Raw genomic sequence first — 14,838 nt, forward strand, 5'->3', positions numbered from 1 at the left:
AATGCTTTTTCACATCTTTCTGGTAGGTGAGCAGGTTTTCCCAGCTGATAAAGCTGCTTTGTGTATTGGTAATAGACGCCTGTGAGTTGGCGCCTTTACCGTTAATGGAATTTTTGCCGTAAAACTGCCCCGCTACAGCGCCGGACTGCGTGGTGGAGAAGGTGGATTTAATATCCAGCCCTTTCAGCGGCGTAATGTCTACATACACAGCGCCGGAAAAGCGGTTGGTTTTGGTATTGGCGGCCCACGCGCCCGGCTGCTCATCTACCAGGGGATTAATGTCTGAACCGCCGGCAGGGTACAAATTAATATTACCGGCAGCATCAAAAGGCTGGCCCAGCGGAATAGCTTTGAAAGCAGCGTTGAACGGGTCGCGGCGGCTGTCATTATCAATGTATGCATACTGCGAGCTGATACCTGCTTTCAGCCAGCTGTTAATAGTTTGATCTACATTAAAACGCGCGGTATAACGTTTGTAGTCATCCATTTTCAGGATGCCTTTTTCATGGTAATAGCCGGCGGAGAAATACACCTTTGTTTTTTCCGTGCCGCCGGACACGCCTACCGCGTAGTTCTGCTGTGCGCCATGATGCAGCAGCAGGTCTGCGTAGTCAATGTACTGGTGGTTTTGAATGGCCGCCAGCTCCAGCGGGTTAAAGATCAGCGGATCATCGTCGGGGCTGTTCCAGGTACCGGCTGCGCGATAGGCCTCTCTTTTAAAGGCAATGTATTCCGGCCCGGTTTTCATACGCCCGTATTTGGCCACTTCAGAAACGCCGCTATAGGTGCTGAATGTAAGCTTGGGTTTACCGGTGCTGCCTCTTTTGGTGGTGATGATGATAACGCCGTTGGCGCCACGTGAACCGTAAATGCTGGTGGAGGATGCATCCTTCAGCACATCTACCGATTGTATGTCGTTGGGATCTATATCGCTCATGTTCACGCCCTGCACCCCATCAACTATATACAGCACATTGTTGGAACTGGATGGGTTGGCAATGGAGCGCGTACCGCGTATGCGTATGTTGGACTGCCCGCCGGCATAGCCGTTATCCCTGTAAATATCTGCACCGGGAATTTTTCCCTGCAGGGCCTCTACGGCGTTAGAGGCAGGCACTTTCACCGTTTCATCGCCTTTAATAGATACCACTGAGCCGGTGAGGTCGCGCTTTTTTACCTGGCCGTAGCCTATCACCACTACCTCATTTACATTTGATACGCTGTTGCTTAGCGCAACATCAAGGGCGGTGCGGTTACCGGCCGTAATTTCCTGGGTGCCATAGCCTATATAGCTGAACACCAGCACCGCATTGGCATCGGGCACTTTAATGGAAAACACGCCGTCTGCATTGGCGGCGGTTCCCTGGGCAGTGCCTTTAATGTTTACCGTGGCGCCGGGCAGCGGCTGTTTGGTTACCTGGTCGGTAATTTTCCCGGTAATGGTTCGCTGCTGCGCCAGTACAGGGCTGCTGCAATATAATAGCAGCAGTATAACCTGGAATAATAATGTGGATTTAGTTCTCATAACGAAAGGTATTTAGCATGGTTAAGTTGGCATTAGTCAATTGCTATGCTTTCCGGTTCTTTTTCAGCGCGGCGTATCTCTCTCCATCCGCTGTACAGCAGGCCCTTATCAATATCCGGTTTGGGAAAAAACAGGCTGGCCACATATCCCACCCCTATTACAATCAGGTGGCTGTATACGCCCAGCATTAATTTGTGATGGGTAAAATTGTATTTGCCGAGATCCAGCAGCAGGGTTTTATGCGCTCCTAAGCCAATGGCCGTGGAGGTTAAAAAAGCATAGGCCGTAAATAATATGCATACAATAATGGCAATGGTAATGCCCTGGTTATTGGCGCGCGCGCTTAAAAGGCCCAGGAGAAAAATGCCTACGATGCCGCCGGAAAAAATTGCATACAGGGTAAAGATGATGCCCAGCACGCCCTCATCGCCGGCGCTGATATAAAACATGGCAATAAGGATAGACAGCAGGCCGGATAGCACTACCAGCACCTTGCCTGCCCGCAGGTATTCCTTATCAGAGCGGCCGGGGCGTATCTTCTTATAATAATCCTCTACGCCTACGGCTGCCAGGGAATTAAGGTCGGCGCTCAGGCTGCAGATAGCTGCCGAGATCATGGCGGCAATGATAATGCCTACCACGCCGGCCGGCAGGCGGGTCATGATGAAGTACGGGAACACACCATCGGGCTGTGTACCTGCCGGTAAAGGATGCTGCGTGTAAAATACAAACAGCGCGGTGCCTATGAACATGAAAAGCGTCCACACCGGCACGGTAAGCAATATGCCCATTAAGGAGGCCCTGATGGCTGCCTTGTCCGTACGCGCAGTTAAATAGCGCTGCACCACGGTTTGGTCTGTACCATATTTCTGCACCGCATAAAAAGCGCCGTTGATGGCCATTACCCAGAATGTAAGCTGCGAAAGGCTGGGATTATACGGGCCAAAGCCGGTGCGGTGGTTGGCGCTGGCCACCCTCCACACTTCGGGCAGGCCGCCTTTTACGGAAAACAGCAGCACGCTGATACAGATAATGCCGGTGGCAAACAGCATAAAACCCTGGAACACATCCAGCCATATTACCGCTTCAATACCGCCCAGCAGGTTCACCGTTATAATAATCAGGCCAATGATCAGTATTATCACCACCGTATTGCCGCCCATAATGCTGTGCAGGGCCAACGCCAGTAAAAAGAACACGGTGCCCATACCGGAAAACTGCCGCAGCACAAAAGCCAGGGAGCTGTAGTAGCGGGCAAAGGGACCAAACCTTTTTTCAAAATATTCGTAGGTGCTTAACCGTATTACCCTGCGGTACAGTGGCACAATAAACCATATCACGCACACCAGCACCACCGGCACCATAAGGCCCTGCACCAGCAATATCCAGTTGGAGGAATAACCCGTGCCGGGATAGGCCAGGAAGGTAACGCTGCTGATAAGGGTAGCCAGCAGCGACATGCCCAGCGCCCAGGCTGGAATTTTGCCTTTGGCTAAAAAATAGTTCTGGCTGGTTTTCTGTTTTTTGGCAAACACAAAACCAAAGGAAATGGTAGTGGCCAGCAACAGGATAATAATAACGTGGTCAATAATATGCAATGATGTATTCATAAAGGAAACAGGTACAACGGCGGCCATGCATAGCTGCCGGGTTTTAACGTGAGATGTAATTCCTTTTCTCCCTGCACGCGCATGCGGGTTACGCCCGGCGCCAGCGCAGCAGTTGGATATAGTTTATCAATGCCCAGCTTACGGATCACGGCAGCCGCCGTGGAGCCCCCTTCTATCAGTATTTCCTGTAACGCGGTATGTTCGGCAATAAATGCGGCGGCTTCCGCCATTTTATTGCGGATGTGTAATGCCTGCAGGCTGTTCTCCTCCATATCCGGGTGCACGGCAATGCTTACCTTACTATCGCGGTTCAGCCGCAGCAGCGTATCTTCCATCCACCGGCCAAACAGCTCCTCATTTGCCGCCGCAGTGCACAACGCCGCCGGCATGTAGCTCACGGGAAAACCGTCTTCCTCCATCTTTTTTACAAATGCCCGGCTTTTATGAAAGGCGCTGCCACAAACCATTAATGTAGGCGTGCGTAATGCAGCGCTGTTTTTTTCCGTGGTTACCGGCTGTATGTTCCGGGTTTCCAGCAAGGCGGCGAAAAACTCCGCAGCACCGGCTACCAGGGTTTGGGCATCTGCTTTTTTACTCCATGCCTGCAGGTGGGTGCTGTCCTGCACCTCTCCTACTACAATGCCGGCGCCCGGTAAGGGCGCATAATGCGGCAGCACCTGTATAGCGCCCTCTTTATCCTGCAGCAGCTCCTGCACCTGTGAAGTAAGCACGGGAAATTCCGGGTCACGGGCAAAGCTGCTCTGGTGCAGCGGCTGCCCATGCAGGAAATAGGTGCCGTTCCGCACCGTGCGGCCCAGGCCGGGATTAGCCGGCACAATCAATGCCCTGGGCAGCTGCAGCAGGTTTTGCTGTACCTGTATCTCCGCCAGCACATGGCCGCGCAGCACAGAGTCAATTTTTTTGAACAGCAGGACAGGCTGTAATGCCTGCAGCGCCGCACAAACATCCGCGGTCACTTTCTCCGCGGCTGCCCTGGAAAGGGATCGCGTATCGGTATCAATGATCAGCAGGTCCGCTTTGGCGGATGCAATATTGCTGACCGTAGTGGTGATCTCCGCTGTTAAGCCGTACTTCAATGCCAGCCCGCCTATTTCTGCTGCGCCTGTAAGGTCGTCTGCAATTACTACTATCATGAGCGCCGCCTGTTTTTAGATAACTGTACGGCCGACTCTATTGCCAATAACATAGCATCTGCGCTGGCAATGCCTTTGCCGGCGATCTCAAACGCAGTACCATGATCTACAGAAGTGCGGATAATGGGCAGGCCCATGGTAATGTTCACGCCTTTCACGCTATCCATCTGCTGCTTTTCTGCATTCCATTTAAAGCCCGATAGTTTAAAAGGAATATGCCCCTGGTCGTGGTACATGGCTACAATACCGCCGTAGTACCCGGTAGCGGCTTTGGCAAACAGGGTATCGGGCGGCACAGGACCATCTACCTCATAACCCAGGCTGCGGGCGGTTTCCACCGCAGGCAATATTTCCATGTCATCCTCTGTACCAAACAAACCGGCGTCGCCGGCATGCGGGTTCAAACCGGCCACGCCTATTTTCAGGTTCTTCTCATTCAGCTGCACCAGGCCGTTGCGCAGCAGTTCTATTACTTCCAGTATGCGCTCTTTCTTTACCAGGTCGCAGGCCTGGCGCAGTGATACGTGGGTTGATACGTGAATCACTTTCAGGTGCTCCTCTACCAGCAGCATAGCGTATTTTTTTGTGCCGGTGAAGTGCGCGTATATTTCCGTGTGCCCGGCAAAGTGATGCCCCGCTTCGTTAATTGACTTTTTATTTATAGGCCCGGTAACCGTGGCGTCTATTTCCCCGGCCATGGCCATATCAATTACTTTCTTTACCGCTGCAAATGCCGCATTGCCGGCCATGGCGGATATTTGTCCGAACTGCAGCGCCGCTATATCCACGTTCTGCAGGTCAACTACATCTGGCTGCCCCCGCAGGAACCTGGCATCCGCTGCCTGCCGGATGGCGTTTACCGTAGCAGGCAGGCCCAAACGTTCAATAATATGTCGGAACACGCCGGCATCGCCTACCAGCAATGGCCGGCAAATGGCGTGTATGTGCTCATTCAGCAGCGCTTTCACGGCAATCTCCGGCCCTATGCTGGCCGGGTCGCCCATGGTAATACCTATCAGTGGTTTTTGATCAGTCATTTATTAATCCTGTTAATGTTATTCAAATCGCCGAACGTGGAAAGCGTTTGTTGCTGCAGCTGTTGCTCGGCTGCTTCCGGCAGGCGGTATAAGGGCGGCAGCACATCCGGCCCGCACAGGCCATAAGCGGCCAGCATGGCCTTAAAGGCAGCCAGCGACTGGCTTAATATCCTGTCTTTCTGGTACATTTCAGAAATATGATCGGCCTTTTGCTGCGCCAGGCCGGCCATACCGGTATCGCCTGTACGAACGCTGTCATATATCATGCGGTATACGGCCGGCGCCACGTTGCCGCTGCTGGGCACAATACCATCTGCCCCGTGCTCCAGCGCAAAGCGCGACTGCAGGGCCCAGCCCAGCAGGTAGGAAAAGTCCTGCCGGTCTTTCCACAATGCCGTAGCAGCAACAATGCGCTCTACTCCCTTTTCAGAATCTTTAAAGCCTGCAATGTTGGGATGGGCGCTCAGCTGGTCCACGATGTCCAGTGGTATCGATAAATGGGTGGTGGCCGGTATATTATACAGCACCAGGGGGCAGGGCAGCCGGTCGGCCAGCGTGGTAAAGTAGCGCAGCATTTGTTCCGGCGTTACCGGGTAGTAGCCGGGCATGGTGCTTACCACCACATCGGCCCCCAGGCCGTGATAGGCTTTCCCCTCTTCAACCGCATCCTGCAGGCTGTTGCCGGAAATACCGGCATACACTAATGCCTTGCCTTTGCCGGCTTTAACAGTGGCGGTTACCAGCTTTGTTCTTTCACTGCGCGGAATGGAAGCTGCTTCGCCGGTAGTGCCTAAAATAAAAGGGTGCGCCTGCCCGCTGATTATATGGTTCACCAGCCGTTGCGCAGCCTGTTCATCAATGGTATGCTGCGCGGTAAAAGGCGTTATCATGGGCACCACTACCCCGCTGTATTTTTTTTCCGGTTTCATGCTTCTACTTTATTAAAGGCGGCGCGGTAAATGTTTACGGCGTCCTGGTGGGTAACCGAGCGCACGTTATTCTTCAGCAGGCGCTGTATTTTCAGCGCATCTTCCGCCATTTTATCAATGCTGTCAAATGGAATGTTCAGCTCATCCAGCGATGCGGGCAAACCGCAGCTGCGGATCAGCTGTTTTATCAGCTCAATGCCCTGCAGGGCGGTATCAATATCGGGTTGCCCGGGCGCTGCTCCTACGGCAAGGCCTATCTGTGCATGGCGCTGCGGCGCAGCAGGCAGGTTAAATTCCATTACATACGGCAGCAGCAACGCAATGGACAGGCCATGCGGCACATGGTAGGTTACGCCTAACGGGTACGATAACGCATGCACGGCTGCTGTATTTACAGGACCCAGGCACATACCGCCGTACATGCTACCCAGGGCTACCTGCGCCCGCGCTTCCATATCCCGGCCGTTATCACAGGCGCGCTGCAGGTAACGGGCAATCAGGCGTACGCCCTCCAGCGCAATAAGGTCGGTAACAGGGTGCGCAAAATTATTGGTGTAAGCCTCCAGGCAATGCGTTAAGGCATCAATACCGGTGGAGGCGGTAATGGAGGCGGGTACGCTCAGGGTTAAAGCAGGATCAATATAAGCGGCATCCGGCACCAGGAAAGGACTTATCACCCCTACCTTGGCGCCGCTGTCATCTATAAACAATGCATTGGGCGATACTTCACTGCCGGTGCCGGAAGTAGTAGGTATGCAGGCCAGGTAGGTGGCGCGTTCCTTCAGGTTGCGGATGCCAATTACCTCAGCGGTGGTTTGTGTGTTTTTAATTTGTACAGCTATGAGCTTGGCCACATCCAGCACGCTGCCGCCGCCAATGCCTGCTACACTGTCGGCCCCGAAATCGCGGGCAGCTGCCAGCAGCTTTTCAAAATCGCTGAACGAAGGCTCCCCGGCTATGCTGTTATCAATATGAATACTAACACCCTGTTGGCGCAGCTTATCCAACCCATTTGCTATTTGCGCAGCCACGGGCGGTATAGACACTACATACAAACGCCGTAATCCCAGGGCAGTGTAGTCTGCAATAAACTGTTCAAAGCTGTTTTCACCAAACACCAGCTTACCGGGATTTATAATTGTTACACTTTGCATGTTCTAAATACTTATTTTATGAAAACGTTTACATTTTTCAATCAAAAATAACCTTATTTAAAGCCGCAGGATTTACGCACCATCAGCTCTGTTTTTACAATTACATTGGCGGGCAGGCGCTCAGGGTGCTGTATGCGCTGGTACAGCAGCTCTATGGCCCGCTGGCCTATTTCAAAACCATGCTGCCGTACGGCTGTTAACGGCGGGTTAAGGGAGGTGGCCCAGTACACATCATCAAAGCCCACAACCGCAATTTCCTCCGGTATTTTTAACCCCTGCTGCAGAATGGTTTCCAATGCGCCCAGCGTAAGCAGGTTGTTGGCCGTAAAAATGGCGGTAGGCCGTTGCGGCAGCGCCAGCAGCTCTTTGCTGATTGCCACCCCGCTGATGAAATTGGACTCGCGGCCGCGTATGATCTTCGGATCAACCGGTATTCCGTGTTTTTTATGTGCCGCCTTATAACCGGCAATACGCTCCTGGGTGGTTTGAATGGCGGGATCGCCGGAAATATGCGCAATGCGCCGGTGGCCTAGTTTTATCAGGTGCTCTACTGCGTTAAAGGCGCCTTTTTCGTTATCCGACTTCACTACATCTACGCTCAGGTTACTCAGGCCACGGTCAATACACACTACGGCATGCCCGTCGTTGATCAGCGCCTCCACGTCATGATCGCGCCCGTGGGAAGGCGCCACAATAAACCCGTCTACCGACTCTGAACGCAGAATATCTATATACAGCTTTTCCCGCTTGGGATCCTGTGAAAAGTTACCGATCACCACCGCCGACCCGTTTGCATACGCATATTCCTCTATACCGCGGATCACATCTACATAAAACGGGTTCTGAATATCCGGGATCACCAGGCCAATCAGCTGCTTGGAGCGGTTGGTGGAGCGCAGGCGCTGCGCTACCCGGTTGGGATGGTAGCCCGAGGCTTTAATGGCTTTTTGTACTGCCAGCCGCGTTTCGTCCTTTACCACGGGATCGCCGTTCAACACCCTTGATACAGTGGCAATTGAAACACCGGCCATGCTGGCAACGGTTTTTAAACTGGTGACGGTTTTAGCAGATTTCAAGGCGGTTCAATTTTTCCCGTGGAATTATGTAAACGTTTTCACAATAAACCAAAGCTACAATTATTTTTGAATTTTCTATAGCCGGGTAAAAGTATTTGCATGGCGGGCTTACATGTTCTGGTTGTTGGCAAATAACATTCCTTTTTACACTTGCCTCACGCACCGCAGCCCTGTTTATATAATATCTTTTTTGATTATTATGAGCGGCGCATGCTTGATTAGTTTAACAAACGGTCACACACCATGAAACACAGCAACAGTAAGCATTTGCACGGTACTAAAATCTGGCTGTAATTGATGGCCGGCCAGCTGCCCGCTATGATTTTTTCTTCTCTTAAACTGATATTATTTGCTAAATCGTTTTATGGTATATATATTTAGGGCAGTTTCTTATCGACCGTCATCGCTTATAAAATGTTATATCAATTATCTAAACTGCCGTAGCGTGTGAAAAAATAAAATAACCAGCAACAGCAACCAAAAGAAGAGTAACAAAACAGTGACCTGGATGTTTGCACGTCGAATACTCCAGGAATAACAACAATTAAAGAAGAGCAACAAACAACGGGACAAGCTATCAACCAGCGATTGAATATCCGGCATCAACGGAAAGGTGCTGCCATTCGTGTATTCAACCACGCTACTTGCTAAAACTGAAAAAACAATGAAAAGCTGCTTTAACTGACTTTAAGGGTCCATTTAATAATCACAATTCATCAAACACAGCACTATGAAAAGGTTACTAATCTTTTTATCGCTATCCCTATGCCTGTTCGTAACGGCATTTGCACAGGAGAAGCGAACGGTATCTGGTAACGTAAAGGATGCCGACAACAATTCACTCCCTGGTATAACCATTATTGAGAAGGGCACCTCCAATGGCGCTGTGAGCGACGGCTCCGGCAACTTCACCCTGCAGGTAGCCCCTGGCGCAACATTGGTATTTTCAGGCATCGGCTTTCTTTCCCAGGAAATAGCCGTAGGCGACCAAAGCACGCTGCACATCCGCCTGTCGCCGGACAACAAAAACCTGGGCGAAGTAGTGGTAACAGCATTGGGCATTAAACGCGAAAAGAAATCCCTGGGTTATGCCCTGCAGGAAGTAAGCGGCGATGCGCTCACCAATGCACGCGAAACAAACGTCACTAACGCCTTAACCGGTAAGGTGGCCGGCCTGCAGGTGCTGCGCTCCAGCAATGGCCCTGCCGGCTCTACCAAAATTACCCTGCGCGGCAACAACTCACTTACCGGCCTTAACCAGCCCCTGATCGTAGTAGATGGTGTGCCGCTGGATAACTTTATTGGTTCTGACAACAACGACTATTGGAACCCCGGCAGGGATATGGGTAACGGCTTATCCGACATTAACCCGGATGACATTGAAAGCATGAGCGTACTGAAAGGTGCTACTGCAGCGGCTTTGTACGGCACGCGCGCCGGTAACGGTGTAATACTCATCACCACCAAAAGCGGTAAAAAACAAAAAGGCCTGGGCATTACCTACTCTTCCCAGATCGGCTTTTCTGAAATTTTTTCCCGGCCTAAGTTCCAGCAGTCTTTCGGACAGGGTACCCGGGGTGTATTTGGCAATGACAAAGAAACCAGCTGGGGTCCGGAAATTACCGGCCAAACCGTTACAGACTGGAAAGGCGATGAAACACCACTTCGCGCCTATGATAACGTAGACGGCTATTTTAACAAGGGCCTTAATGTAAAAAACAGCATATCTTTTCAGCAGCAGGTAAGTGATGCAACATCCATCTATTCCTCTGTAACCCGTATGACCGATAAAGGCATTATCCCGGGTACAAAGCTGAACCGCACCACCCTCACTGCCCGTGCCGTTTCCCATTTTGGTAAAAGCAACCGCTGGACGACTGATACCAAAGTGCAGTACATTAACTCCGACGCACAGAACCGCCCGCAGAATGGTATGAACGACAGCAACCCGTTCGGCACCATGTACCGCCTGCCGGTGAGCCTGAACATCCGCGACTTCAGCGCGGCTAAAAGAGATAACGGCAAAATGCTTTGGTACGGCACCAGCAGCAAGGTAAATCCCTACTGGTCATCGTTGTATGACCTGAACCAGGATGTACGCGACCGTTTCCTGATGAGCGGCCTGGTAAAATATGAAATGACCGACTGGCTGAGCGCTGAAATAAGAGGCGGTGCGGATATTTACACCACCAACACGGAGGCTAAACGCTATGCAGGCAGCCCCAGTCCGGCTAACGGCAGCTACAGCCAGGGTAAGGAAACTTTCAGCGAGATCAATTACAGCGCCATGATCTCTGCACATAAAGACAACCTGTTTGGCAAATTAGGCGGCCAGGCCTCTATAGGCGGCAACCTGATGAAGCAGAAAAGAAATAAGCTGAACGCCAGCGTTGGCGAGCTGCAGATCCCCGACTTCTTTGCGTTGAACAACGGCAAATCCAATCCTTCCGTAACGGAAAAAGTTGCCGAAAAAAGGATCAACTCCGTGTACGGTACTTTAGGATTTAACTGGGATGCTTACTGGTTTGTAGACGCAACTTTCCGTAACGACTGGTCATCTGCGCTCGGCCCGGATAACCGCTCTTTCTTCTACCCTTCCATCAGCACATCACTGGTGCTTACAGAAATGATACAGCGCATGGGCGGCCAGGTACCTTCCTGGATCACCTACGGTAAAATACGCGGTTCTTATGCGCAGGTAGGTAACGATATGGATGCTTACCAGCTGTATAACACCTATGAAGTAAGCAAAGACCCGAACGGCAATACCGTGGTAAAAAGAAAGAATACTTTATTTGATCCGAACGTGCGCAATGAGCTGATCAAATCTTTTGAAGTAGGCGCCGAAGCCCGCCTGTTCAATAACCGTGTAGGTGTGGACGTTGCATTATATAAAACCAACGCCACTAACCAGCTGATTAACCTGCCTATGGACCCGCTGAGCGGCTATTCCTACAGGAAGATAAACGCCGGCAATATCCAGAACAAAGGCGTGGAAGTAATGCTGAATGCGCGCGTGCTGGATAAGCCCCAAAGCGTTTCCTGGGATGTGACGGTGAACTATTCTGCCAACGACAATACCATAAAGGAGCTTACAGATGATGTTACACTGTACCCCCTGGGCGGTTATGATGATGTACAGGTATATGCAGAAACAGGGCATAAATACGGCGAAATTTATGGGTCATCCTACCAGCGCGTTACAGACGCTACCAGCCCTTACTATGGTAAAATTATTGTAAACGGCAACGGCCTGCCCCTGGCAACTGATAAGGTAAGCTTAGGTACACAGCAAGCCAGCGGCTTACTGGGCGTAATAAACACCTTCTACTGGAAAAGCTTTACACTGGGCTTCCAGGTAGATGCCCGCTTTGGCGGTAAAATGTACTCCGGTACCTTAAGCAGTATGCAAATAGCCGGTACTGCCGAAGAAACCGTAGTGAACGGCAAACGCGCCGACATACTGGTTGATGGCGTTGTTTACGACGCAGATACCAAAACCTATACGCCCAATACCAAGGCAGTATCTCCACAGGACTACTGGGTAAGTGGCCTGGGCATTGGCAACGTTGGTATTGTAGAAGCTAACCTGTACGATGCATCCAACGTACGCCTGCGTAACGTGCAGCTGAGCTGGGCCCTGCCTGCAAAGCTGTTTGTACGCACGCCCATACAACGCGCCAGCATCGGTTTCTCCTGCAACAACGTATGGTTAATATCCAGCCACATGAAAGGGCTTGATCCGGAATCAGTTTACGCCACCAGCACCAACGCCACTGGCTTTGAAAATGGCAGCGTACCTACCGCACGCACTTTCCTGTTTAATTTATCTGTTAGTTTCTAATTGCTGAAAAAAGGAATTTTTATGAAGAATATTATAAAGAGCACCTGTGTAGTGTTTGCAGCCAGCCTGCTTATACAGTCCTGCTCAAAGTTTGATGAATTGGGCACCGACCCGAAATCTGCCAGCGAAGAGCAGGTAGAGGTGGAATATGCGCTGAACGGCTCTCTCATTGGCGCGCAAATGAATCCCGATGTGGCCGAGCGTTCCTTTGTATTGTACTGGAAAACCGGCGGCCATCAGCACCGTGAAGACGGGCTTTCCGAGGGCGACTATGACGATGGCTGGACCACCGCCTATTACAACTCCGTGTCCGGCTGGTTGAATGGCGTAAACCTGGCCATAGAGCTGGCAACCAAACGAATCGGCACCAGCGCTGAAAAGCCTTATACCAAAAACCTGCTGGAAGTAAGCCGCATCTGGCGCGCCTACCTGCTGAGCGAAATGTCCGACAACTTCGGCCCTGTTCCCATCAAAGCCTTCCAGGGCGTAAACCCCGAGTTTGCAAGCGTAAAGGATGTATACTACTATATACTGCAGGAGCTGAAAGAAGCCGTTGCCAACATTGATGAAAACGTAGCTAATGCCGATGGTTTGAGCAACTATGACCCGGCCTATGGTTTTAACTACAACAAATGGAAACGTTACGGCAATTCCCTGCGTATGCGCCTGGCCATGCGCTTGTCTGAAGTTGATGCTGAAAAAGCCAAGACTGAATTTGAAGACGCGGCTAATTCCGGCCTGCTGCTCACAGCAACAGACCAAACCTTTAAAGTACAGGAAAAACCAGGATGGGATGACCTGACCGGTGTAATGAGCCGCGAGTGGAATGCCCAGCTTATTTCCGCTACGCTGAATAACCTGTACATTAACTTAGGTGGTATTGCTTCAGCCGACCAGCTGCCCGACTCATTGCAATCGCACATTAAGCCCGCCAACTGGGCCGGCCTGCGTTTCCTGAACCACTTTACCCAAAAAACAAACGATCCTATGGCCGGTTACTGGTTTGATGGGTTGCAGAACACCATTGATCCGCGTGCATATAAAACCTTCATCATTCCCGGCCAGTTCAACAACCCGGATTTTTGCGCCTATCCCTCTTATACTTCGGATGCAAAAACCACGGTGCGCAGCCTGGATGATTTTGGTAACGTGAATGCCGCCTTTACCTGGAACGCATCTGCTGTCGGTGACTGGGGCACCAAAGGCGCCAAGAACAAGCTGTATAATTATGAAGGCACCAACCCGCGCCTGGCGCTGCGTTTCCGCAACAGCACCGCACAGCGTATTTTCTTTGCACCGTGGGAAACCTATTTCCTGCTGGCAGAAGGCGCTGAAAGAGGCTGGACCACGCCCATGACAGCCCAGGCAGCATATGAAGCAGGTATTGAAAGCAGCTTTGAATACTGGGGCGTTAGCCAGTACCTGGGCGCTTACCTGGCTTCAACCGCTTATAACAATGCCGGTACCTCTGTAGCATGGAACCACACCACAGAACCGCCTGCCACCCACACCATGAATTATAAGGACGGTTATACCGGCACTGCAGGCACCGTAGCTATTGCCTACCCGGTAAATACTTTGTATAAAAACGGTAGCGTGCGCAACGATCATTTAACCAAGATCATTACGCAGAAGTTCATTGCACAGGTACCCTGGCTGCCGCTGGAATCCTGGAGCGACCAGCGCAGACTGGGCTTGCCGTTCTACGAGAACCCGGCTGTTGAAGTGCCGATGCAAACCTTACCGGCGCTTACAACATCTAATTACATGACCAGCAATATCCAGTTCTTCCCCCAGCGCATTAAATATCCCAGCAGCCTGGGAAGCAGCAATGCCGCTGGTTATGAGCAGGCCGTATCGCTGTTGAATGGCCAGGATGCCATACTCACTCCCCTCTGGTGGGCCAAGCACTAACCTAACCTGGTATAGCATAATTAAAAAGACCGGCTGTAATGGCCGGTCTTTTTTTATTGCAGCCCGTAAACTGCTATATTAGCAGCTATACAACAACATCATTTAACCCAACAATAAAAGATCCATGAAAGCATTCTTTAAAGAACTTTTCGAATACAACCATCATTTTAATCAAAAACTAATTGCGATTGCTACGGAAAACGCGGAAAGCGTTTCTGAAAAGTATGTAGCGCTTCAAAGCCATATCCTTAATTCGCACCAGGTGTGGAACTGCAAATTCCAGCCCGGGCGGCAGCCTTACAGCCCCTGGGATATACATCCCCTCCGGGATCTTTCGGCTATTGATAAAAATAACTTTGAAGCCTCTATGCTTATACTTGATACATTTGAGCTAAACCAAAACATTCAATACACAACCACCAGGGGGCAGGCTTTTAATAACAGCGTTCGCGATATTTTATTCCAGGTCATTAATCACTCTACCTATCACCGGGGGCAAATAGCCACCCTGTTCAGGCAGTGCGGCATTGAACCGGTTTTGACGGATTATATTTTTTATAAGTGGAATAAGGCATGAATGCCATTAACTATAAAC

At 51.0% G+C, this 14,838-nt stretch carries 10 protein-coding genes; 3 read left to right on the forward strand and 7 right to left on the reverse strand.

Going from position 1 to position 14,838, the window contains the following annotated elements:
* The 7 genes from VFS25_RS02625 to VFS25_RS02655 all read right to left on the reverse strand — a co-directional run.
* A partial coding sequence (locus VFS25_RS02625; RefSeq protein ID WP_326460557.1) for a SusC/RagA family TonB-linked outer membrane protein occupies positions 1-1,525 on the reverse strand: 1,525 nt, incomplete at its 3' end.
* 32 nt (positions 1,526-1,557) lie between these two features.
* The gene (locus VFS25_RS02630; protein ID WP_326460558.1) at positions 1,558-3,135 is read right to left on the reverse strand and encodes a sodium:solute symporter; all 1,578 of its coding nucleotides are present in this window, start codon (positions 3,133-3,135) and stop codon (positions 1,558-1,560) included.
* Positions 3,132-4,289, reverse strand: a complete 1,158-nt coding sequence (locus tag VFS25_RS02635) for a four-carbon acid sugar kinase family protein (RefSeq protein WP_326460559.1) — start codon at positions 4,287-4,289, stop codon at positions 3,132-3,134. Before VFS25_RS02635 ends, VFS25_RS02630 begins: the two co-directional genes overlap by 4 nt.
* Entirely contained in the window at positions 4,286-5,326 is a 1,041-nt protein-coding gene (gene pdxA, locus VFS25_RS02640) for a 4-hydroxythreonine-4-phosphate dehydrogenase PdxA (RefSeq protein WP_326460560.1), read from the reverse strand. Before pdxA ends, VFS25_RS02635 begins: the two co-directional genes overlap by 4 nt.
* Positions 5,323-6,255 carry a dihydrodipicolinate synthase family protein gene (locus VFS25_RS02645; protein WP_326460561.1) on the reverse strand — a complete coding sequence of 311 codons (933 nt, stop codon included), beginning with the start codon at positions 6,253-6,255 and terminating at the stop codon, positions 5,323-5,325. Before VFS25_RS02645 ends, pdxA begins: the two co-directional genes overlap by 4 nt.
* Entirely contained in the window at positions 6,252-7,409 is a 1,158-nt protein-coding gene (locus VFS25_RS02650) for an iron-containing alcohol dehydrogenase (RefSeq protein ID WP_326460562.1), read from the reverse strand. The genes VFS25_RS02645 and VFS25_RS02650 overlap by 4 nt, the downstream gene beginning before the upstream one ends.
* A 53-nt stretch (positions 7,410-7,462) precedes the next feature.
* Entirely contained in the window at positions 7,463-8,485 is a 1,023-nt protein-coding gene (locus tag VFS25_RS02655) for a LacI family DNA-binding transcriptional regulator (RefSeq protein ID WP_326460563.1), read from the reverse strand.
* Between the two features lie 730 nt (positions 8,486-9,215).
* On the opposite strand from VFS25_RS02655, the gene VFS25_RS02660 reads away from it, so the two are divergent.
* From VFS25_RS02660 to VFS25_RS02670, 3 genes are all read left to right on the forward strand, one after another.
* Entirely contained in the window at positions 9,216-12,329 is a 3,114-nt protein-coding gene (locus VFS25_RS02660) for a SusC/RagA family TonB-linked outer membrane protein (RefSeq protein WP_326460564.1), read from the forward strand.
* Positions 12,330-12,350: 21 nt separating this feature from the next.
* Positions 12,351-14,243 carry a SusD/RagB family nutrient-binding outer membrane lipoprotein gene (locus VFS25_RS02665; RefSeq protein ID WP_326460565.1) on the forward strand — a complete coding sequence of 631 codons (1,893 nt, stop codon included), beginning with the start codon at positions 12,351-12,353 and terminating at the stop codon, positions 14,241-14,243.
* Positions 14,244-14,367: 124 nt separating this feature from the next.
* Positions 14,368-14,820 (forward strand): DinB family protein, encoded by a 453-nt coding sequence (locus VFS25_RS02670; protein WP_326460566.1) that lies wholly within the window; start codon positions 14,368-14,370, stop codon positions 14,818-14,820.
* Positions 14,821-14,838 lie beyond the last annotated feature (18 nt).

It is taken from the genome of Chitinophaga sp. (assembly GCF_035761305.1).
Taxonomy (GTDB): Bacteria; Bacteroidota; Bacteroidia; order Chitinophagales; family Chitinophagaceae; genus Chitinophaga.

Bases quoted from the DNA above. Each gene is read 5' to 3' on its own strand.
- VFS25_RS02650 (WP_326460562.1), bottom strand. From the start codon at position 7,409: ATGCAAAGTGTAACAATTATAAATCCCGGTAAGCTGGTGTTTGGTGAA.
- VFS25_RS02645 (WP_326460561.1), bottom strand. From the start codon at position 6,255: ATGAAACCGGAAAAAAAATACAGCGGGGTAGTGGTGCCCATGATAACG.
- VFS25_RS02665 (WP_326460565.1), top strand. From the start codon at position 12,351: ATGAAGAATATTATAAAGAGCACCTGTGTAGTGTTTGCAGCCAGCCTG.
- VFS25_RS02660 (WP_326460564.1), top strand. From the start codon at position 9,216: ATGAAAAGGTTACTAATCTTTTTATCGCTATCCCTATGCCTGTTCGTA.
- VFS25_RS02630 (WP_326460558.1), bottom strand. From the start codon at position 3,135: ATGAATACATCATTGCATATTATTGACCACGTTATTATTATCCTGTTG.
- VFS25_RS02635 (WP_326460559.1), bottom strand. From the start codon at position 4,289: ATGATAGTAGTAATTGCAGACGACCTTACAGGCGCAGCAGAAATAGGC.
- VFS25_RS02670 (WP_326460566.1), top strand. From the start codon at position 14,368: ATGAAAGCATTCTTTAAAGAACTTTTCGAATACAACCATCATTTTAAT.
- pdxA (WP_326460560.1), bottom strand. From the start codon at position 5,326: ATGACTGATCAAAAACCACTGATAGGTATTACCATGGGCGACCCGGCC.